The organism is Pseudomonas sp. SJZ078 (assembly GCF_007828255.1).
Classification (GTDB): domain Bacteria; phylum Pseudomonadota; class Gammaproteobacteria; order Pseudomonadales; family Pseudomonadaceae; genus Aquipseudomonas.
Genome location: NZ_VIUG01000014.1, coordinates 1 through 18,078, shown reverse-complemented (window position 1 = coordinate 18,078; position 18,078 = coordinate 1). Strand labels below are relative to the sequence as shown.

The following is an 18,078-nucleotide window of genomic DNA, read 5'->3' as shown; positions in this document are numbered from 1 at the left end:
GTCAAGTGCCTCGCCCATCGCTAGAATTGCGCACTTTTTGATCAGAGGCGCGTCAGGCGCTCTGTCTCGGCAAGAGACGATCCCCCTACACCGAGGTTAGACATGTCCACCACTACTACGCCAGCCAATCCCAAGGTCGGCTTCGTATCCCTGGGTTGCCCGAAGGCTCTAGTCGACTCCGAACGCATCCTGACCCAGTTGCGCATGGAAGGCTATGACGTCGTGTCCACCTACCAGGACGCCGACGTGGTGGTGGTCAATACCTGTGGCTTCATCGACTCGGCCAAGGCCGAATCCCTGGAAGTCATCGGCGAAGCCATCAAGGAAAACGGCAAGGTCATCGTCACTGGTTGCATGGGCGTGGAAGAAGGCAACATCCGCGACGTGCACCCGAGCGTGCTGGCCGTGACCGGTCCGCAGCAGTACGAGCAGGTGGTCAACGCGGTGCACGATGTGGTGCCACCGAAACAGGACCACAACCCGCTGATCGACCTGGTACCGCCGCAAGGTATCAAGCTGACTCCGCGGCACTACGCCTACCTGAAGATTTCCGAAGGCTGCAACCACAGCTGCAGCTTCTGCATCATCCCGTCGATGCGCGGCAAGCTGGTGAGCCGCCCGGTGGGCGATGTGCTCGACGAAGCCCAGCGCCTGGTCAAGGCCGGCGTCAAGGAACTGCTGGTAATTTCCCAGGACACCAGCGCCTACGGCGTCGACGTGAAATACCGCACCGGCTTCTGGAACGGCGCGCCGGTGAAGACCCGCATGACCGAACTGTGCGAAGCCCTCAGCACCCTTGGCGTCTGGGTCCGCCTGCATTACGTTTACCCGTACCCACACGTCGATGAGCTGATCCCGCTGATGGCCGCCGGCAAGATCCTGCCGTACCTGGACATCCCCTTCCAGCACGCCAGCCCGAAAGTCCTCAAGGCCATGAAACGCCCGGCTTTCGAAGACAAGACCCTGGCCCGCATCAAGAACTGGCGCGAAATCTGCCCGGACCTGATCATCCGCTCGACCTTCATCGTCGGCTTCCCCGGCGAAACCGAAGAAGATTTCCAGTACCTGCTGGACTGGCTGACCGAAGCCCAGCTCGACCGCGTCGGCTGCTTCCAGTATTCGCCGGTCGACGGCGCACCGGCCAACGACCTGGACCTGGACGTGGTACCAGACGACGTCAAGCAGGACCGTTGGGAGCGCTTCATGGCGCACCAGCAGGCCATCAGCTCGGCGCGCCTGCAAATGCGCATCGGCCGTGAAATCGAAGTACTGGTGGATGAAGTGGACGAGCAAGGCGCCGTCGGCCGCTGCTTCTTCGACGCCCCGGAAATCGACGGCAACGTGTTCATCGACAACGGCAGCAACCTCAAGCCCGGCGACAAGGTCTGGTGCAAGGTGACCGATGCCGATGAGTATGATTTGTGGGCTGAACAGATCAACTGATCGAGCCACTGCAATACCTTGTGGGAGCGGGCTTGCTCGCGAAGGCGGAGTATCAGTTGACAGTAATTTCGACTGACACACCGCCTTCGCGAGCAAGCCCGCTCCCACAGGTTTTTCGAAACCCGGTAAAAATTGACAAGCCCCGCCCTTGCGACAAGATGCAGGGCTTTTTTACGGCTATCGTATGGATAAACCCAGGACATCCAGCACAAGGAACAGGCGGGCATGCGCCAGCATTCGGTCATCCATACACCCAAACCCAGCGACTACCAGGAACTGACCCAGGTCTGGGAAGCGTCGGTACGGGCCACCCATGATTTTCTGCCGGACAGCTACATCGAGCTGCTGAAGAACCTGGTGCTCACTCGCTACCTGGACGCCGTGATGCTCATCTGCACGCGGGACAGTCGCCAGCGCATCACCGGTTTCGCCGGCGTCGCGGCCGGCAAGGTCGAGATGCTGTTCATCGACCCGCACCACCGCGGACAAGGCCTGGGCAAGCAATTACTGCGCTATGCCATGGATCACTTGAATGCCCATCAGCTGGACGTCAACGAACAGAACCCGCAAGCCCTGGGCTTCTATCTCAAGCAAGGCTTCGAAGTGGTCGGCCGCTCGGCACGGGACGGCATGAACCAGCCCTACCCGTTGCTGCACATGCGCTACAGGCAGCCCGACCTGAAGGCCCGCCGCGGGTAGCCGAGACAAATGGACACGCGATTAACCGGCGCCAGGCAGGTACAATGTCCACCCTCTTTTTGTTACGGCCTTGTCATGACTGACCCGATTCGCCTCTCCAAACGCCTCATCGAGCTTGTCGGCTGTTCCCGTCGGGAGGCCGAGCTGTTCATCGAAGGTGGCTGGGTCACCGTGGACGGTGAAGTCGTCGACGAGCCGCAATTCAAGGTCGGCGCCCAGCACGTCGAGCTCGACCCCGAAGCCAAGGCCACCGCGCCGGAACCGGTGACGATCCTGCTGAACGTCCCGGCCGGCATGGATCCAGAGGCGGCGATGGCTACCCTCAAGCCGGAGACACTGAGCGAAGAACACCGCTTCGGCAAGCGCCCGCTCAAGGGGCATTTCCTGCGCCTGAGCGCCAGCGCCGACCTGCAGGCCAACGCCAGCGGGCTGCTGGTGTTCACTCAGGACTGGAAGATCCTGCGCAAGCTCACCGCCGACGCCGCCAAGATCGAGCAGGAATATGTGGTGGAAGTCGAAGGCGAAATGGTCGCCCATGGTCTGAATCGCCTGAACCATGGCCTGACCTACAAAGGCAAGGAATTGCCGGCGGTCAAGGCCAGTTGGCAGAACGAGAACCGCCTGCGCTTCGCCATGAAAAACCCGCAACCGGGCATCCTCGCCCTGCTCTGCCAGGCCGTTGGCCTCAAGGTGGTCGCCATTCGCCGTATCCGCATCGGCGGCGTGTCCATCGGCAAGGTACCGCTGGGCCAGTGGCGCTACCTGTCCGCCAAAGAGAAATTCTAATTTTTTCGGTGCCGCAGCCGGCTGGGGCGCCCATTGCCGATCGATCAGGATTGCACACATGATTCACAACGACGTACTGCGCAGCGTGCGCTACATGCTCGACATCAGCGACAAGAAAGTCATCGAGATCATCAAGCTGGGCGGCCTGGAAGTGTCCCTCGCGGACCTGGCGGGTTATCTCAAGAAGGATGAAGAAGAAGGTTTTGTGTTCTGCCCTGACGAGGTCATGGCGCACTTTCTCGATGGCCTGGTGATCTTCAAGCGTGGCAAGGACGAAAGTCGCCCGCCACAACCCATCGAAGTACCGGTAACCAACAACATCATCCTCAAGAAGCTGAGGGTGGCCTTCGAGCTGAAGGAGGACGATCTGCATGCGATCCTCAAGGCCGCCGAGTTCCCGGTGTCCAAACCGGAACTGAGCGCCCTGTTTCGCAAGTTCGGCCACACCAACTACCGTCCGTGTGGCGACCAGTTGCTGCGCAACTTTCTCAAGGGGCTGACGCTGCGCGTCAGAGCTTAAACCACAGTTATCAGCCTCAAGCGACAAGCTTTTCACTTGCAGCTTGAAGCTTGAGGCTTGAGGCTGCAATGACCTACAACGTGTCCCCCATCGGCTTCGTCCGCTCCTGCTTCAAGGAGAAGTTCGCCATCCCTCGCCAACCGCAGCTGGCCCCAGCCGCACGGGGTGTGCTGGAGCTGGTGGCGCCGTTCGATCAGGGCGATGCGGTGCAGGGCCTGGAGCACGTCAGTCACGTCTGGCTGTTGTTCCTGTTTCACCAGACCCTGGAAGACAAGCCCCGATTGAAGGTGCGCCCGCCGCGCCTGGGCGGCAACAGGTCCATGGGGGTGTTTGCCACCCGCGCCACCCATCGCCCCAACGGCATCGGCCAATCCGTGGTGAAGCTGGAACGGCTCGAAGCCGGTCGGCTGTGGCTCTCCGGCATCGACCTGCTGGACGGCACGCCGGTGCTGGACGTCAAGCCCTATGTGCCCTACGCCGACATCATCGGCTCGGCGACCAATCACATCGCCAGCGCGGCACCTGAGTTGATTCCGGTGCAATGGACGGACTCAGCGCTGCTTCAGGCGCGAGACCACGCCATGCGCCTGGAGGAACCCTTGGTGGAACTGATCGAACAATGTCTGGCTCAAGATCCACGCCCGGCGTACCAGGCTCCTACAGCAGAACGGGAATATGGTGCGCAGTTCTGGGACCTGGATGTCCGTTGGCATTACCCGCAACCGGGGTTGATCCGGGTGCTGGAGGTCATTCCCGTCCGGCAATAACCGGCAGAAATGAAAAAGCCCGCGTTGCCTTTATCAGGCAACGCGGGCTTTTTTGGTGCTTTCAGTTGGACCTAGTCGCTTTCATCGCGAGCAGGCTCGCTCCCACAGAGGGTCCAGGGTTGTTCTTGAGATATGAATCAACACAGAACCCTGTGGGAGCGAGCCTGCTCGCGATGGCGGCCTGCCGGCCAGCACAAATACTTCAATTACTTCTCTACGAACGCCCGCTCGATCAGGTAGTCACCCGGCTCGCGCATACGCGGAGAAACGGTCAGGCCGAAGCTGTTGAGCACTTCGCTGGTTTCATCCAGCATGCTCGGGCTGCCACACAGCATGGCGCGATCGTCCTGCGGGTTGATCGGCGGCAGACCGATGTCGCGGAACAGCTTGCCGCTGCGCATCAGGTCGGTCAGGCGGCCTTCATTCTCGAACGGCTCACGCGTCACGGTCGGGTAGTAGATCAGCTTGTCGCGCAGCGCCTCGCCGAAGAACTCGTTCTGTGGCAGATGCTCGGTGATGAATTCGCGGTAGGCGACTTCATTGACGTAACGCACGCCGTGGCACAGGATCACTTTTTCGAAACGCTCGTAGGTTTCCGGATCCTGGATGACGCTCATGAACGGCGCCAGGCCGGTACCGGTGCTGAGCAGGTACAGATGTTTGCCCGGCTTGAGATCGTCCAGCACCAGGGTGCCGGTAGGTTTCTTGCTGATGATGATCTCGTCGCCTTCCTTCAGATGTTGCAACTGGGAAGTCAACGGACCATCAGGCACCTTGATGCTGAAGAATTCGAGATGCTCTTCCCAGTTCGGGCTGGCGATCGAGTAGGCACGCATGAGCGGGCGACCATTGGGCTGTTGCAGGCCGATCATCACGAACTGACCGTTCTCGAAGCGCAGGCCCGGATCGCGGGTGCACTTGAAGCTGAACAGAGTGTCGTTCCAGTGATGAACACTGAGGACACGCTCGTGGTTCATGTTGCTCATGTACGTGGGACTCCTGGGAATAGTGCCTGCGTCGTTATATGCGCATTTGCATCGCATTCTAATGGCGACGACAATATCTGTTAACTGAATTATTAAGATAAGGGTTATCGGTTATATCGATATGCGATTTACTCTACGTCAACTCCAGGTCTTCGTCGCCGTCGCCCAGCAAGAGAGCGTCTCTCGTGCTGCAGGCCAGCTCAATCTGTCGCAATCGGCCGCCAGCACTTCCATTACCGAACTGGAACGGCAATCCAGCTGCCAGTTGTTCGACCGCGCCGGCAAGCGCCTGAGCCTCAATGCCCTGGGCAAACAGCTGCTACCCCAGGCCGTGGCGCTGCTGGACCAGGCCAAGGAGATCGAAGACCTGCTCAACGGCAAGTCCGGCTTCGGCTCACTGGCGGTCGGCGCGACCCTGACCATCGGCAATTACCTGGCGACTCTGCTGATCGGCGGCTTCATGCAGCGCCATCCGGAAAGCCAGGTGAAGCTGCATGTGCAGAATACTGCCAATATCGTGCACCAGGTCGCCCATTATGAAATTGATCTGGGTCTGATCGAGGGCGATTGCAGCCACCCGGACATCGAGGTACAGAGCTGGGTCGAGGATGAGCTGGTGGTGTTCTGCGCCCCCCAGCACCCGCTGGCCAAGCGTGGTCAGACGACCATGGAGGAATTGACGCACGAGGCATGGATCCTGCGGGAACAGGGCTCCGGCACCCGTCTGACGTTCGATCAAGCCATGCGCCACCACCGCAGCGCGCTGAACATCCGCCTGGAGCTGGAACACACCGAAGCCATCAAGCGAGCCGTGGAATCCGGCCTGGGGATTGGCTGCATCTCACGCCTGGCATTGCGCGATGCATTCCGGCGCGGCAGCCTGGTGCCGGTGGAAACGCCAGACATGGACCTGGCGCGGCAATTCTATTTCATCTGGCACAAGCAGAAATACCAGACCTCGGCGATGCGCGAATTCCTCGAGCTGTGTCGGGCATTCACCGCCGGGGCACAGCGCAGCGATGAAATCGTGCTGCCGACTATTGCCTGATTAAAGAAGTACGAGCCCCCACACCAGGGCAATCATGGTCAAGGCGACAAGCTGGGCGGCACTGCCCATGTCCTTGGCGTTTTTCGACAAGGGATGCAGCTCCAGGGAAATGCGGTCGATGGCCGCCTCCACTGCCGAGTTCAGCAGCTCCACGATCAACGCCAGCAGGCAGACCGCAATCAGCAGCGCCTGCTCGACACGGCTGACATTCAGGAAGAACGACAGCGGAATGAGGATGACATTGAGCAGCACCAGTTGACGGAATGCCGCTTCGCCGTTGAAGGCGGCACGCAGGCCATCCAGGGAGTAGCCGGAAGCATTCAGGATGCGTTTCAGACCGGTTTGGCCTTTAAAAGGAGACATAGAATGGGCAACTGATTGAAAGAAGTGGGAAAGCTAATCCAACTCTAGTCAAAAAAGCGTGAATAAATGCGCTATGACTGCGGTGAAATTGACTCAAGTTGTTGCAGCAACAAGGCCGCCTGGGTCCGGGTACGCACATTCAATTTACGAAAAATCGCCGTCACGTGGGCCTTGATAGTGGCTTCCGACACGTTCAATTCATAGGCGATCTGCTTGTTCAACAAGCCTTCGCAGACCATGGTCAATACCCGGAACTGCTGCGGCGTGAGACTGGCCAGGCCTTCGCTGGCCGCCTTGGCCTCCTCGGACACGCTCACCGCTTCGAACGCCTGGGGCGGCCAGGCGGCGTCGCCATCCAGGACTTTTTTCACGGCCTGCTGAATCATCTCCAGGGAACTCGACTTGGGTATGAACCCACTGGCGCCGAACTCCCGGGCCTTGACCATCACCGAGGCCTCTTCCTGAGCGGACACCATCACCACCGGAATCTGCGGATACTGCCCCCGCAACAGCACAAGCCCGGAAAAACCATACGCGCCAGGCATGTTCAGGTCCAGCAGGACGAGGTCCCAGTCGGCCTTTTCGGTCAACCGGGTCTCCAGCTCCGCAATACTGGCCACCTCCGTCAGCCGGACAGCCGGGCCAAGGCCCAGGGTCACTGCCTGATGCAACGCGCTGCGAAAGAGCGGATGGTCATCGGCGATCAGGATTTCGTATGTGGCCATTTTTCAAATGATCCTGTTTTTATGGGGGGACCCGATGCAATCGCGCCTCGCCAAAACAACTCAAGACACCGCGCAGCGTTTCGAACTTCGGCCGCTCCCTGGTCGGCGCCAAGCATGCCCAGCGAAGCCGGGGCGGTCAAGCTGCAAGGCCATCACTGTCTTGAGTATGCGCCACTATTGGGCCGATGCTGCTTGGGGCACGCGGATGAAGGGTTGCAGCTCGGCGTGAGCCGGTGTCGACACATCCATTTCCTGCTGCCGCTTGGCACCCAGGTAATGCTGGCTGAATACATCGAAATAAGCGTCCAGAGCCGACGCGGCGTCAGTGTCCCCAGCCAACTCAAGACACAACGCCGCCACTTCGGCGGTGCACAAATGTTCGCTGCGGGTCGAACGGCGCAAACGGTAGCGCGACAGCTTGTCGGGCTGCAGGCTGAGGATCGGCAAGCGATCGAAATACGGACTCTTGCGAAAGATCTTGCGCGCCTCCGTCCAGGTTGCATCCAGCAAAATGAACAGTGGTCGCCTGGAACGATCCAGGTCCACCGTCTGGGTGACTCGCGACGGCTCGACATATTCCCCGGGGAATACCAGGTAGGGTTGCCATTGCGGGTCGTCGAGCAGCGCCAGCAATCGCGGATCGACTTCGGTGCGCGACCAGATGAAGGCATGGTTGTCACGCACCACATCGGCGATCAGCCAGCCGGTGTTGCTCGGCTTGAACACTTCCTTGTTGGTCATGATCAGGCAAACCCCGGAGCGGGTTTCGACGCTCGGACGCCAGGCGCACAGGCAGTGGCTTTCGATCACCCGACAGGCGTTGCATCGGGGCGCACGCCAGCCACGGGCCTGTAGCGGCTTGATGCCCTCATCGATGCGCTGATCGCGCAAGCGGGCTACAGCGTTAGGGGCATGATTCATCGTGGGCAACGCCGACGAACAAAAGAACTCGACACGAACGACACTCGGCAGGGCAATAAAGGCCGGCAGTCTACCAGAGCGCGCAAACCTGTACCGTCCACCCGGCCTCCCCTATAATTTGCCGCCACTGAACGCACAGTCACGTGACCGGTCGAAATAGCCGTCACTGAACCAGGAGAGTTTCATGCTGCGCCTTATCGTCCCTACCGTTGCCGTTCTGCTGGCTACGTCCTTCAGCGCCCAGGCTGCCTCGCTGAAAGAACTCGAACTGAACAAGATGCTGCAGAACGTCGCCGCGCAAAGCAGCATAGGCACCCCGCGGGCAATCAACGAAGACATTCTCGACCAGGGCTATACCGTCGAAGGCACCGAGTTGATCAATCACCTCAGTGTGCAAAGCAGTCATGCCCAGCAAATGCGCGCTGACCCCAAGGCTGTGTATTTCCAGTTGGGTGCCAGGGTCTGTACCAACCCGGGTTTCCGCAAACTGATGGCCAAGGGCGCAACCATGCGCTACGAGTTCACCGAGGTGAAGACCAATCGCCCGGTGGCCACCGAACGTTTCCAGGAATCGGATTGCCCGAAACCGGCCAAGACCAAGAAATAATCATTAGCCACACAGGCCGCTGTCGCGCCGCTGCTCATCGTCGGCGCGCAGTTCTGCCACCAGTGCCTGTAGATAGCGCGAGCGCCAGGCCCGGCCTTCCAGACGGCGGCAACATTCTTCCTCGAGACTGACCCGATTCGCCTGAGCCGCTTCCAACAGCGCCAGATACAACTGCCTGTCGAGTTCCAGAGTCACCCTGGTCATCTTTCCCGCCTCCTTGCCCGATCTACCTCAATCCATCGCGTGGCCCAGCCGTGGGCATCGAATTGCATGGCACGCCTGTTATCAGTAAACCAGAGCGGCACGTACCCGGCCGGTATTCAGACGAGCGGTGGGTCGTTCACTGCTTGTTGCCAACTGTCACTTTCGAGGGCCATGATCAGGGCAGCGAAGATCAACGCGAGGGTCTAGGATTCAGAAGGAAGAAGGAGTAGCTGAATGCCTTATAAACCGAATGACCAGCTCAGTCGTCATTTTGAGAACCATGGCCACGACCTCACCCGCAAGGTCGAAGAGCAACTCAACCTGGTATCGCCTGACAGCCCGAACCTTCCCATCTACCGCGACATGATCCTGACCGTGCTGCGCATGGCCCAGGAAGATCACAACCGCTGGAATGCCAAGATCACCCTGCAGGCACTGCGAGAGCTGGAACATGCATTTCGCACGCTGGAACAGTTCAAGGGCCGACGCAAGGTCACCGTCTTCGGCTCGGCCCGAACGCCTATCGAACACCCTCTGTATGGCTTGGCCCGTGAACTGGGGGCGGCGCTGGCCCGCTCGGACATGATGGTCATCACCGGTGCCGGCGGCGGCATTATGGCCGCCGCCCATGAAGGTGCGGGCCGGGAGCACAGCCTGGGATTCAACATCACCCTGCCTTTCGAGCAGCATGCAAACCCGACGGTCGAGGGTACGCCGAACCTGTTGCCGTTCCACTTTTTCTTCACGCGCAAACTGTTCTTCGTCAAGGAAGCCGACGCCCTGGTGCTCTGTCCGGGCGGCTTCGGCACCCTTGATGAAGCCCTGGAAGTCCTGACACTGGTGCAGACGGGAAAAAGCCCCCTTGTGCCGGTGGTGTTGCTGGATGCGCCTGGGGGCAAGTTCTGGCAAAGCGCCCTGGACTTCATCCACGAACAACTGGAAGAAAACCGCTACATCCTGCCCACCGACATGAAACTGATGCGGCTGGTGCACAGCGCTGAAGACGCCGTGGAGGAAATCAACCAGTTCTACCGCAACTTCCACTCCAGCCGCTGGCTCAAGCATCAGTTCGTGATCCGTATGAACCATAAGCTCAACGAACAGGCCATGGCCCGGATACAGATCGAATTCGCCGACCTGTGCCTGAATGACTGCTTTTATCAACAAGGCTACAGCAGCGAAGAGCAGGACGAGGCCCGATTCAGTCATTTGACGCGGCTGGCGTTCAATTTCAACGCCCGCAACCAGGGGCGATTAAGAGAACTGGTGGACTACATCAACCTGCCGGAAAACTGGGCCGCGCCCTCCACCGAGGTGCACCCTCTGACATGGGACCCCATCAAGGTAACCTGAACCCATAAAAAAACGGCCCGCTATCGAAATAGCGGGCCGTTTCATTCAATCATCCAGGCCTCGACCGCTGAACAAGCGGTTGATCATTTCCATGGAATAGCCTCTATACGCCAGGAAACGTCCCTGCTTGGCTCGTTCTCGCGCATCACTGGGCAAATGCCCGGAGAACTTTCGACGCCAGGTATCCGTCAACTGGTCCTGCCAATCGATACCACTTTCACGCAAAGCCTGTTCGATATCCGGACGTTGCAAACCACGCTGGCCCAGCTCCTCACGAATTCGCAGCGGACCGTAGCCGGAGCGGGCACGATAAGAAACAAAACTTTCGAGGTAGCGGCTTTCCGATAACAGGCCCTCTTCCGTCAAACGGTCGAGGGCCGTTTCGATCAAGTCATCGGGAGCGCCGCGCTGACGCAACTTTCGCGTCAGCTCGACCCGACCGTGCTCGCGTCTGGCGAGCAGGTCCATCGCGGTTCGCCGCACCGCGACGAGGGTATCAAGTACGGCGGTCATCGAATCGATCAGATATCAACGTCGGCCATGTCGTCAGCGGTTTCGCGGCTGGCCAATGCCTTGACGTCGGCAACCGGGCTCAGCAACTTATCACGCAGTTGCTTCTCGAGCGCTGCGGCAACGTCCGGGTTGTCCGCCAGGAACTTGGCCGAGTTGGCCTTGCCCTGACCGATCTTGGTACCGTTGTAGGCATACCAGGCGCCGGACTTCTCGACGAAACCGTGCAACACACCCAGGTCGATCATCTCGCCATTGAGGTAGATGCCCTTGCCGTAAAGAATCTGGAATTCGGCCTGACGGAACGGCGAAGCCACCTTGTTCTTCACGACCTTGACGCGGGTTTCGCTGCCGACCACCTCGTCGCCTTCCTTCACCGCGCCGGTACGGCGGATGTCCAGGCGAACCGAGGCGTAGAACTTCAGTGCGTTACCACCGGTGGTGGTTTCCGGGCTGCCGAACATCACGCCGATCTTCATGCGGATCTGGTTGATGAAGATTACCAGGCAGTTGGCGTTCTTGATGTTACCGGTGATCTTGCGCAGGGCCTGGGACATCAGGCGAGCCTGGAGGCCCACGTGCATGTCGCCCATTTCACCTTCGATTTCCGCTTTTGGCACCAGCGCTGCCACGGAGTCGACGATGATCACGTCAACCGCGTTGGAACGCACCAGCATGTCGGTGATTTCCAGGGCCTGCTCGCCGGTGTCCGGCTGGGAAACCAACAGGTCGTCGACGTTGACCCCCAGCTTACCGGCGTACTCAGGGTCCAGGGCGTGTTCGGCGTCGACGAAGGCGCAGGTCGCACCGGCTTTCTGGGCCTGGGCGATCACCGACAGCGTCAGTGTGGTTTTACCGGAGGATTCAGGACCGTAGATCTCGACGATACGACCTTTTGGCAAGCCGCCGATGCCGAGCGCAATGTCCAGGCCCAGGGAGCCGGTGGAGATGGAAGGAATAGCCTGACGGTCCTGATCGCCCATACGCATTACGGCACCCTTGCCGAATTGACGTTCGATCTGACCCAAGGCCGCAGCCAAGGCTTTCTTCTTGTTGTCGTCCATTAAAGTCCTCACGTAATCAATAAGGCCTGGCGGCCAACACCTGTATAAGTAGCCAGTATTATTCCACAGGGATTCGGGATCGCCTACCCCTGATTTGAGATTTCTACGGCGGCATGTTGCAGCAGCCCCTCTAGCGCGGCCTTCACCGTCTGTCGGCGGACCTCGTCGCGGTTGCCGGGAAAGAATCGCTGCTCGCTGACGACCCTGTCGCCAATGCCCCAGGCGAGCCACACGGTGCCCACCGGCTTGTTCGGCGAGCCACCGTCCGGCCCGGCCACGCCGCTGACCGCCACGGCAAACCGCGCCAGGCTTTTCTGCTGGGCACCCCGCGCCATGGCCTCGACCACCTCGCGGCTGACTGCCCCGACCCTTTCGAACAGCTCGTGCGGCACATTCAGTTGCTGGGTTTTCTGGCGATTGGAATAAGTCACGTAGCCCGCCTCGAACCAGGCCGAACTCCCCGGAATCCGCGTAATTGCCTCGGCTATCCCGCCACCGGTGCAGGATTCGGCCGTGGTCACGTGGGCATTGAGCAGTTGCAGGCGCCTGCCCAGTTCAGCTGCCAGCTCGGTGATGTCGTCCATGATGCTCTCCTGATTCGACGCAATGGAGCCTACCGTACACGAGCATTCGCCGCTTGCAAGGCTCGACGGACTACTGACCCAACGCCTTGACGTAGGCCTGGCAGGCCTGCAAGGCGATCAATCCACGGTCGCCTTCGTCGGTGATGGCGATAATTCGTTGAGCATGCGCCGGGTCAAGTCGGGCGCGTAGGGCGCCATGATCCACGCTGCTGGTGCCGGTGGCGGCAGGCAGCGCACAACCGGCGGGAGCATCGTTGGCGTCGAGGAGGACTGACAGCCGGACATCGGCAGTAGCAAGGCGATCGCGCAGGCGAGCTTGATCCTTCTGCACATTGGTCATTACCTCATAGTGTGTTTGCTCACTGACCGACAGCCTATCTTCCAGGGCCACACGCTTACCCTGCTCTGTCAAGGCTTGGTCGGCAGCCGCTCTGCTCATTTCGGCCAGGTCAGACTGGTGCAAACGATCCTGTTCCGCCAACTGCTTCCCATAGCGCCAGTCCTGGATTTTCCACATTGAGCTGGCGACCAGCAGCACCAGCACTCCGACAACCGCCAGCCTCAAAGAGAAGGGATTCACGGAACGTCCTTGAAGAACAGATGATTGCCCAAGCTCAACGTGTGCGTGGCCTCCTTGGCCCAGACCGGCGGCTTCGGCATTGTGATCGCGTAGTAATGGGTGGCGCCCTGGGTAATGTCAGGGTCGGCGCCGGAGATCACCAGCTCCGCCACCCGCAGGGCCTGGGCAAACTGTTTAGGTGGAATAGGCTTCGCGCCGCTCAGGAACGAATAGTTCGGGTCATTCTTATTCCAACAACTGAACTGGTACGGCTTCAGGCAGACATCGACATAGCCGTCTCCCCACCACGACTTGCTTTTGCCATCTTTCACACGATTGCGGATCGTCCAAGCCACCGCGATCTGACCAACGAAGCCCTCGCCGCGTGCCTCGCCCCAAACCGTGCGTGCGACAATATCGCGGTCCGTCTCAGAAACCGTCATTACTTTTCTCCGGACATAAAAAAACCGACTTAGTCGGCGTTTTTGAGTTTTGCTTGGGACTGCCTGCTCTTACATCAGGAAATAATCGAGCACCGTCTGGAAACCGTCTCATACGGGCCAGCCCTCTTCTAACATCGCTTCAGTAAATGAACCATTGTTCAATGCAATCAGAAGTGCGGCCTCCCGGGCATAACAAGCTTGCACATAGTCACAGACACCATCCGCCAGCGCGAGGATAGCGGCAGACGTCAACGTCACGAATGAACCATCGGACAATTTCCAATCAATTACGTAGTCAGCATTGCGACCAGCGCGCAGCGCCGCACCAAACAACTTGTTCTGCGTTGTTCGGTCGGTAGAGATGCTCATACCATTGATAAGAGTGCCTGCAACCTCATAATCGAAACGAGCGGCCGCGATCAATGCTACCCAATCGACCGGTATATCCTCCAATTCAACCCATTCTTCGGCATTGCCAGGCTGAACATTAGCAAAGCGACCTATGATCTCACCGATGTCATTTCTTTGAACGTAAGGCATTCTTTTCTCCTAGAGCTCTGTATATCCCAAAGTCGATACTGCGTAATAAGCAGTGCCATCACTTGATGCCATGGCCCATTGCAGAATCACCGTTGCGGCTGTATCCGTCAGGCACTCAAAGGGGAACGCAAGGTAGTCGACGTTCGCTGTATTTCCACCAATGCCTGCCTGCCAAGCAGAGATCGTCCCACTAACAAGCGCCATTGCTACAGCACTGGAATCTGTCGGTCTCATGTAAGCGAATCCAGCAGTACCGCTCATGGCGACATGGGCCATTACCTTGGTTCTTACACCTGGCGGCACAGACAGGGTCAACGTGACCGATCCCGGGGTACCGGTGGTAGAGACTGGAGCAGATCCGACAAAGTCCTTGATCGGTGTTGAGAAATAAAACTGACGCCCAACGTTTATGAAGGGAATGATATTCCCCGTGCTGTCTGTCTTGACGGAACCAATACGCCGCGACCCGGTGTATCCGGCAGGCAGTGTCGGGGCGGTAGCACTCAGCGAAAACAACAGTTCGGCTACCCCGTCAGCGGCCTTTCGGATCAGGAACAAGTGATACCAAGTGTTCGCAGCGCGAGAGCCTACGTCGAGCTTCTGGTTGCCGGAACCCGACGTCCAAGCTCCAGACGCCAGAAGACCGGCAGCCAGGTTGCTCGGAAGAACAATATCGAAAAGGTCATCAGAAGACTTTGCTGCACCCGGGTCTACGTTGATAACGGTTGCCGGGGCGCCAGGGCTATTCCACATGCGCAAACCGGACATATATCCAATCGGCAAAAAAAAGGACAATCGCTGCGCCAGCTTTTTGGGACTGACTATTGTTGCATCATCAACGCCTCCATTGACCACCAACTGAGTACCAATTGCCGCTATGCCGGAACGGGACTCCGTGGCCGTACGAGATGCGAGTGCTGCTGGTGTGACCACACGCAAGGCGTCTGCTCCAGACTGAGTCTCTGCGTTCGTAGCCAACTCAACAAGCCCCTTCTGAGTGAGTGAGGCATCAGGTGGCGACGCGGGAATTGCATTGGTGATTTTCGTGTTGATTGCTGCAAGAAGTTGAGCGTTATTGCTTTCGCTCGGCGTCAGTCCGCCGGAAGTAATGACATTCAACACCTCTTCAGTAACGGAATTCCCCCACTGGGCGGGAATCAAAGACCCCGGCGTTCCCGTTATCGGATTTTCATCTACGAACTTCCCATTCACCAACCCTGCACTGGGAACGCTTTTTGGATAATCCATCCATTTACTCCTTAGTCATAATTGATATGCACCTGCGTATGCGCGGGTGCACTGCGATGAATCAGGCACTCCAACGCCGACCCCGGGTTAACGCCAAAACGCTCTCCCCAGTAGCTGGCGCCAAAACGACGACCGAGAGACAGACGCCCCCCGGCGTTGAGGGTCCACATGAACTGCGCCTGCCAAGTGCCAAAATGGGCCTCTCCAAAACGCGCACGACCCATGCGAGGTGCCCTGTGTTCGGTAACGCTGGCGTTGGGATAACCCTGGCTCCTGGCGATCTCCACGTAGTACGCAGCGGTCTGGCTACCCACCGCCAACAACCGCCGACGCACCGCCAACCTCCGATCGTCATACAGCGGCGTGGCCCCCAGGCAGGGGTCCGGCAGGTTCATCACCCGCTCCCAATCCGGCACCAGTTCACTCACCCCCGCCGGGTCCATTTCATTGAGCAAATCAGCCGCACGCGTATCAACACGCGCCAACTCCTGGGCGATGCCTTCCAGCACCTGTTCCAGTTCCGGCACCCGCTCCGGGTCCCATGCCGGGCCGCTGGGCAGCAGGCTCCGTAGTTGGGCCTGGTATTGCTCGGCGGTTCTTATTCCAGCCATGTGCAACCTCCGAACGTCAGTAACTGGTTACTGGCGGCGACGACATCAGCGACTGGTGCGCTGAGCTTGTGGTCGGTTTCGCCGGTGGCGCTACTGATGGCTTCGGCGATGTGGGTCAGCAGCAGGGTTTCGCCAAGACCGGCTTCGCGGTTGTGCAGGTCGCGCAACTGGGCCTCGACGGCCGCGCGCACGGTGCTGGTGTCAGGGGTGATGCGCAGCCGGTAGGTCACCGGTACCTGCACCGGCGCCAGTACATGCACCTCGGCGGTGACGGGGCGCAGGGGCTCGATATAGGCCCGGACCTCCTCCAGTTGCTCGGCATTGGGAATCGGCTGCGGATCGTCGTCACGCATGACGAACAGACCGACGGTGCCCGGCCCCAGGTAGCTGCCGCGGCACCAGGCGCGGGTGATGCCGGCGCATTCCAGGGCCCAGGTTTCATAATCCTGGGCCGAGCCACCGTGGGGAATGATGCGGTAGGAACGGATCACCCTCGCCCGCAGGGATTCGAGGCTTTCCCGGGCGACGCCGCCGGTCAAGCCTGGCGCCAGCACGGTGAAACTGTTGCCGACGCCCAGGATCGGCTGCACCGGGGTCAGGACCAGCCCGGCTTCGGCATTGCCCAGGCTGCCGGCGTCCAGCGCGGCAACGGTGGTGGTGTTCAATCCATTGCCGGTGGTGCGGGCGCTGGTCACTTTGTAGGCGCGGCCGTCGGCGGATTGCAGCAGCGTGTCGACATCCAGCACCGCGCCCGGCGTGGCAGTGAAGCTGACGCTGCCAGTGGCCAATTGAGCCGCTTTACGCGCCTGGTTCAGGCGCAGGGCGGCGATGCGTTCCAGGGTGGATTCGTCGGCCTTGTCCGGCAGGATCTGCTCGGCGATCCAGTCCAGATAGCCGTATAGGCCATAGGCGGCGCCACCGAGGGTACGGGCCAACACTTGGGCATCGGACTGGCGCAGCGAATCGCTGGCCAGGTCGCTTTGGGTGCGTTTGATCAGCACCGGCAGCGAAGGGGTTTCAAACGGCATAGGTCACCTGCCAACTGTTATCGGGATTGATGTCCAGGCGCTCGCCGTCAGCCAGGGTCAGGACCGTGCGCAGGTTCAGGCGCTGGGCATCGAGGCGTTCGCTGATGATGTCGATGGCACTGCAATGGCCGTCGTCGATCAGCCATTGCAGGGCTTCGCGGGCATAGAACTCGGCATCGAGTTGGGTCTGGCGGGTCAGCTTGACCCGGCGCAGCAACCATAGCCGCGAGCCGATGCGGTCATCGGCGACCGTAGGAAAAGTGTCGCCCCACCAGCCGAAACGTTCCTCGTCATCGACGGCATCGTCGTCAGCTGCGCGGCGCCAGGTGAACAGGCTGATCAGTACCGAGCGGGTCAACGCGGCATGCAGGTTCTGGCTGATGAACATTATTGACCTCCCGCCGGTGCGCCGGTCTGGCCGCTGCCGGTCTGTACGCCGACATGCACGTGCTTGATCTGGCTGATGCCGCCGGCGATCTGGTCGCCTTGGGAAACGATCTTGCCGGTGTGATTGATCACGGGGCTGTCGATGTTCACCGCGCTGCTGGCGCGGATGTTCAAGGTGGCGGTGTCGACGTCGATGACACGGCCGCGCTTGAAGTGAATCCTGTCACCCTCATCGGTGTAGATCGCCACTTCGCCGGGGGCCAGGGCCTTGAGGCGAAAGCGGCGGTCGGCGACCACCAGCACCACGGCATGGGAACGGTCACCACCCAGGAATGTGGCGATGCCCTCGGCGCCGGCCAACGGGTTGCTGGTGAAGCCGTAGGGTTCGAAGTGCTCCATGTCGTCGTTCACCTCGCCGGCGGTAAGGCGCATTTGCAGCGATTGAAGCTTGGAGGCCGAGTTGGCGAGCACGACAGTGCCGCGCGCCAGGAGGCGGGTCAGTAGGCTCATTGGGGTTCCTTCGGAAATCGGGTTGGGGCGGGCTGAGTGTCAGTCGAGGTTGGCGGTGGCTGGGCCGCCGTCATCGCGAGCAGGCTCGCTTGTATGGTAGGACTTGAAGGGAGGAGGAGGGACAAGGCTCGATTCTGACTGTTAGCCGCAGTACAGACCGTGGGAGATTTCA

General features: G+C 59.8%; 24 protein-coding genes. 8 read left to right on the top strand and 16 right to left on the bottom strand.

The window, feature by feature from the left end:
• Positions 1-102 precede the first annotated feature (102 nt).
• The 5 genes from rimO to tsaA all read left to right on the top strand — a co-directional run bounded on the left by rimO (position 103) and on the right by tsaA (position 4,215).
• Positions 103-1,443 (top strand): 30S ribosomal protein S12 methylthiotransferase RimO, encoded by a 1,341-nt coding sequence (gene rimO / locus FBY02_RS14375; protein WP_047701945.1) that lies wholly within the window; start codon positions 103-105, stop codon positions 1,441-1,443.
• Positions 1,444-1,668: 225 nt separating this feature from the next.
• Complete coding sequence (locus FBY02_RS14365) at positions 1,669-2,142, top strand: GNAT family N-acetyltransferase (RefSeq protein ID WP_144928606.1); 474 nt, start codon at positions 1,669-1,671, stop codon at positions 2,140-2,142.
• Positions 2,143-2,217: 75 nt separating this feature from the next.
• Positions 2,218-2,928 (top strand): rRNA pseudouridine synthase, encoded by a 711-nt coding sequence (locus FBY02_RS14360; protein ID WP_144928604.1) that lies wholly within the window; start codon positions 2,218-2,220, stop codon positions 2,926-2,928.
• Between the two features lie 58 nt (positions 2,929-2,986).
• Positions 2,987-3,448: a DUF1456 family protein gene (locus tag FBY02_RS14355; RefSeq protein ID WP_144928602.1), complete on the top strand. Its 462-nt coding sequence runs from the start codon at positions 2,987-2,989 to the stop codon at positions 3,446-3,448.
• A gap of 68 nt (positions 3,449-3,516) precedes the next feature.
• Positions 3,517-4,215 (top strand): tRNA (N6-threonylcarbamoyladenosine(37)-N6)-methyltransferase TrmO, encoded by a 699-nt coding sequence (tsaA, locus tag FBY02_RS14350; protein WP_144928600.1) that lies wholly within the window; start codon positions 3,517-3,519, stop codon positions 4,213-4,215.
• A gap of 206 nt (positions 4,216-4,421) precedes the next feature.
• Here the strand turns inward: tsaA and fpr are convergent, their stop codons facing one another.
• Positions 4,422-5,201: a ferredoxin-NADP reductase gene (gene fpr / locus FBY02_RS14345; RefSeq protein WP_003184787.1), complete on the bottom strand. Its 780-nt coding sequence runs from the start codon at positions 5,199-5,201 to the stop codon at positions 4,422-4,424.
• A gap of 121 nt (positions 5,202-5,322) precedes the next feature.
• Here fpr and FBY02_RS14340 point away from each other — a divergent pair, with 121 nt between their 5' ends.
• Complete coding sequence (locus tag FBY02_RS14340) at positions 5,323-6,249, top strand: LysR family transcriptional regulator (protein WP_144928598.1); 927 nt, start codon at positions 5,323-5,325, stop codon at positions 6,247-6,249.
• Here FBY02_RS14340 and FBY02_RS14335 read toward each other — a convergent pair whose 3' ends face one another.
• The 3 genes from FBY02_RS14335 to FBY02_RS14325 all read right to left on the bottom strand — a co-directional run bounded on the left by FBY02_RS14335 (position 6,250) and on the right by FBY02_RS14325 (position 8,258).
• Entirely contained in the window at positions 6,250-6,612 is a 363-nt protein-coding gene (locus tag FBY02_RS14335) for a diacylglycerol kinase (protein WP_144928596.1), read from the bottom strand.
• Between the two features lie 71 nt (positions 6,613-6,683).
• Positions 6,684-7,337 (bottom strand): response regulator transcription factor ErdR, encoded by a 654-nt coding sequence (erdR, locus tag FBY02_RS14330; RefSeq protein WP_144928594.1) that lies wholly within the window; start codon positions 7,335-7,337, stop codon positions 6,684-6,686.
• Positions 7,338-7,511: 174 nt separating this feature from the next.
• The gene (locus tag FBY02_RS14325) at positions 7,512-8,258 is read right to left on the bottom strand and encodes a tRNA-uridine aminocarboxypropyltransferase (RefSeq protein ID WP_144928592.1); all 747 of its coding nucleotides are present in this window, start codon (positions 8,256-8,258) and stop codon (positions 7,512-7,514) included.
• A gap of 184 nt (positions 8,259-8,442) precedes the next feature.
• Between FBY02_RS14325 and FBY02_RS14320 the strand changes: the two genes are divergently transcribed.
• Complete coding sequence (locus FBY02_RS14320) at positions 8,443-8,865, top strand: quorum-sensing-regulated virulence factor family protein (protein ID WP_144928590.1); 423 nt, start codon at positions 8,443-8,445, stop codon at positions 8,863-8,865.
• Between the two features lie 3 nt (positions 8,866-8,868).
• On the opposite strand, the gene FBY02_RS14315 is transcribed toward FBY02_RS14320, so the two are convergent.
• On the bottom strand, positions 8,869-9,069 hold the full coding sequence (locus tag FBY02_RS14315; protein WP_024780146.1) for a hypothetical protein: 201 nt from the start codon (positions 9,067-9,069) through the stop codon (positions 8,869-8,871).
• Between the two features lie 234 nt (positions 9,070-9,303).
• On the opposite strand from FBY02_RS14315, the gene FBY02_RS14310 reads away from it, so the two are divergent.
• Positions 9,304-10,422, top strand: a complete 1,119-nt coding sequence (locus FBY02_RS14310; RefSeq protein ID WP_144928588.1) for a TIGR00730 family Rossman fold protein — start codon at positions 9,304-9,306, stop codon at positions 10,420-10,422.
• Between the two features lie 45 nt (positions 10,423-10,467).
• Here FBY02_RS14310 and recX read toward each other — a convergent pair whose 3' ends face one another.
• From recX to FBY02_RS14255, 11 genes are all read right to left on the bottom strand, one after another.
• On the bottom strand, positions 10,468-10,935 hold the full coding sequence (gene recX, locus FBY02_RS14305) for a recombination regulator RecX (RefSeq protein ID WP_144928586.1): 468 nt from the start codon (positions 10,933-10,935) through the stop codon (positions 10,468-10,470).
• An 8-nt stretch (positions 10,936-10,943) separates the two neighbouring features.
• A complete protein-coding gene (gene recA, locus FBY02_RS14300; RefSeq protein WP_047701956.1) occupies positions 10,944-11,996 on the bottom strand; it encodes a recombinase RecA in 1,053 nt (350 codons plus the stop codon).
• 83 nt (positions 11,997-12,079) lie between these two features.
• The gene (locus tag FBY02_RS14295) at positions 12,080-12,580 is read right to left on the bottom strand and encodes a CinA family protein (RefSeq protein ID WP_144928584.1); all 501 of its coding nucleotides are present in this window, start codon (positions 12,578-12,580) and stop codon (positions 12,080-12,082) included.
• Between the two features lie 70 nt (positions 12,581-12,650).
• Positions 12,651-13,097, bottom strand: coding sequence for a lysis system i-spanin subunit Rz (locus tag FBY02_RS14290; protein ID WP_144928774.1), 447 nt, complete (start codon positions 13,095-13,097; stop codon positions 12,651-12,653).
• Positions 13,098-13,156: 59 nt separating this feature from the next.
• Positions 13,157-13,582, bottom strand: coding sequence for a cell wall hydrolase (locus FBY02_RS14285; protein WP_144928582.1), 426 nt, complete (start codon positions 13,580-13,582; stop codon positions 13,157-13,159).
• Positions 13,583-13,690: 108 nt separating this feature from the next.
• A complete protein-coding gene (locus tag FBY02_RS14280) occupies positions 13,691-14,122 on the bottom strand; it encodes a DUF4376 domain-containing protein (protein WP_144928580.1) in 432 nt (143 codons plus the stop codon).
• Between the two features lie 9 nt (positions 14,123-14,131).
• Positions 14,132-15,370, bottom strand: coding sequence for a hypothetical protein (locus FBY02_RS28400; RefSeq protein WP_256662520.1), 1,239 nt, complete (start codon positions 15,368-15,370; stop codon positions 14,132-14,134).
• A gap of 11 nt (positions 15,371-15,381) precedes the next feature.
• Complete coding sequence (locus FBY02_RS14270; RefSeq protein ID WP_144928578.1) at positions 15,382-15,981, bottom strand: YmfQ family protein; 600 nt, start codon at positions 15,979-15,981, stop codon at positions 15,382-15,384.
• The gene (locus FBY02_RS14265) at positions 15,969-17,009 is read right to left on the bottom strand and encodes a baseplate J/gp47 family protein (RefSeq protein WP_144928576.1); all 1,041 of its coding nucleotides are present in this window, start codon (positions 17,007-17,009) and stop codon (positions 15,969-15,971) included. Before FBY02_RS14265 ends, FBY02_RS14270 begins: the two co-directional genes overlap by 13 nt.
• On the bottom strand, positions 16,999-17,397 hold the full coding sequence (locus FBY02_RS14260; protein ID WP_028237197.1) for a phage GP46 family protein: 399 nt from the start codon (positions 17,395-17,397) through the stop codon (positions 16,999-17,001). Before FBY02_RS14260 ends, FBY02_RS14265 begins: the two co-directional genes overlap by 11 nt.
• On the bottom strand, positions 17,397-17,906 hold the full coding sequence (locus FBY02_RS14255) for a phage baseplate assembly protein V (RefSeq protein ID WP_144928574.1): 510 nt from the start codon (positions 17,904-17,906) through the stop codon (positions 17,397-17,399). The genes FBY02_RS14260 and FBY02_RS14255 overlap by 1 nt, the downstream gene beginning before the upstream one ends.
• Positions 17,907-18,078: the final 172 nt, after the last annotated feature.

Bases quoted from the DNA above. Each gene is read 5' to 3' on its own strand.
- FBY02_RS14315 (WP_024780146.1), bottom strand. From the start codon at position 9,069: ATGACCAGGGTGACTCTGGAACTCGACAGGCAGTTGTATCTGGCGCTG.
- FBY02_RS14335 (WP_144928596.1), bottom strand. From the start codon at position 6,612: ATGTCTCCTTTTAAAGGCCAAACCGGTCTGAAACGCATCCTGAATGCT.
- FBY02_RS14265 (WP_144928576.1), bottom strand. From the start codon at position 17,009: ATGCCGTTTGAAACCCCTTCGCTGCCGGTGCTGATCAAACGCACCCAA.
- FBY02_RS14310 (WP_144928588.1), top strand. From the start codon at position 9,304: ATGCCTTATAAACCGAATGACCAGCTCAGTCGTCATTTTGAGAACCAT.
- FBY02_RS14280 (WP_144928580.1), bottom strand. From the start codon at position 14,122: ATGCCTTACGTTCAAAGAAATGACATCGGTGAGATCATAGGTCGCTTT.
- FBY02_RS14360 (WP_144928604.1), top strand. From the start codon at position 2,218: ATGACTGACCCGATTCGCCTCTCCAAACGCCTCATCGAGCTTGTCGGC.
- FBY02_RS14355 (WP_144928602.1), top strand. From the start codon at position 2,987: ATGATTCACAACGACGTACTGCGCAGCGTGCGCTACATGCTCGACATC.
- recA (WP_047701956.1), bottom strand. From the start codon at position 11,996: ATGGACGACAACAAGAAGAAAGCCTTGGCTGCGGCCTTGGGTCAGATC.
- FBY02_RS14320 (WP_144928590.1), top strand. From the start codon at position 8,443: ATGCTGCGCCTTATCGTCCCTACCGTTGCCGTTCTGCTGGCTACGTCC.
- FBY02_RS14340 (WP_144928598.1), top strand. From the start codon at position 5,323: ATGCGATTTACTCTACGTCAACTCCAGGTCTTCGTCGCCGTCGCCCAG.
- FBY02_RS14325 (WP_144928592.1), bottom strand. From the start codon at position 8,258: ATGAATCATGCCCCTAACGCTGTAGCCCGCTTGCGCGATCAGCGCATC.
- FBY02_RS14260 (WP_028237197.1), bottom strand. From the start codon at position 17,397: ATGTTCATCAGCCAGAACCTGCATGCCGCGTTGACCCGCTCGGTACTG.
- FBY02_RS28400 (WP_256662520.1), bottom strand. From the start codon at position 15,370: ATGGATTATCCAAAAAGCGTTCCCAGTGCAGGGTTGGTGAATGGGAAG.
- FBY02_RS14270 (WP_144928578.1), bottom strand. From the start codon at position 15,981: ATGGCTGGAATAAGAACCGCCGAGCAATACCAGGCCCAACTACGGAGC.
- FBY02_RS14290 (WP_144928774.1), bottom strand. From the start codon at position 13,097: ATGTGGAAAATCCAGGACTGGCGCTATGGGAAGCAGTTGGCGGAACAG.
- fpr (WP_003184787.1), bottom strand. From the start codon at position 5,201: ATGAGCAACATGAACCACGAGCGTGTCCTCAGTGTTCATCACTGGAAC.
- erdR (WP_144928594.1), bottom strand. From the start codon at position 7,337: ATGGCCACATACGAAATCCTGATCGCCGATGACCATCCGCTCTTTCGC.
- rimO (WP_047701945.1), top strand. From the start codon at position 103: ATGTCCACCACTACTACGCCAGCCAATCCCAAGGTCGGCTTCGTATCC.
- tsaA (WP_144928600.1), top strand. From the start codon at position 3,517: ATGACCTACAACGTGTCCCCCATCGGCTTCGTCCGCTCCTGCTTCAAG.
- FBY02_RS14295 (WP_144928584.1), bottom strand. From the start codon at position 12,580: ATGGACGACATCACCGAGCTGGCAGCTGAACTGGGCAGGCGCCTGCAA.
- FBY02_RS14365 (WP_144928606.1), top strand. From the start codon at position 1,669: ATGCGCCAGCATTCGGTCATCCATACACCCAAACCCAGCGACTACCAG.
- recX (WP_144928586.1), bottom strand. From the start codon at position 10,935: ATGACCGCCGTACTTGATACCCTCGTCGCGGTGCGGCGAACCGCGATG.
- FBY02_RS14255 (WP_144928574.1), bottom strand. From the start codon at position 17,906: ATGAGCCTACTGACCCGCCTCCTGGCGCGCGGCACTGTCGTGCTCGCC.
- FBY02_RS14285 (WP_144928582.1), bottom strand. From the start codon at position 13,582: ATGACGGTTTCTGAGACGGACCGCGATATTGTCGCACGCACGGTTTGG.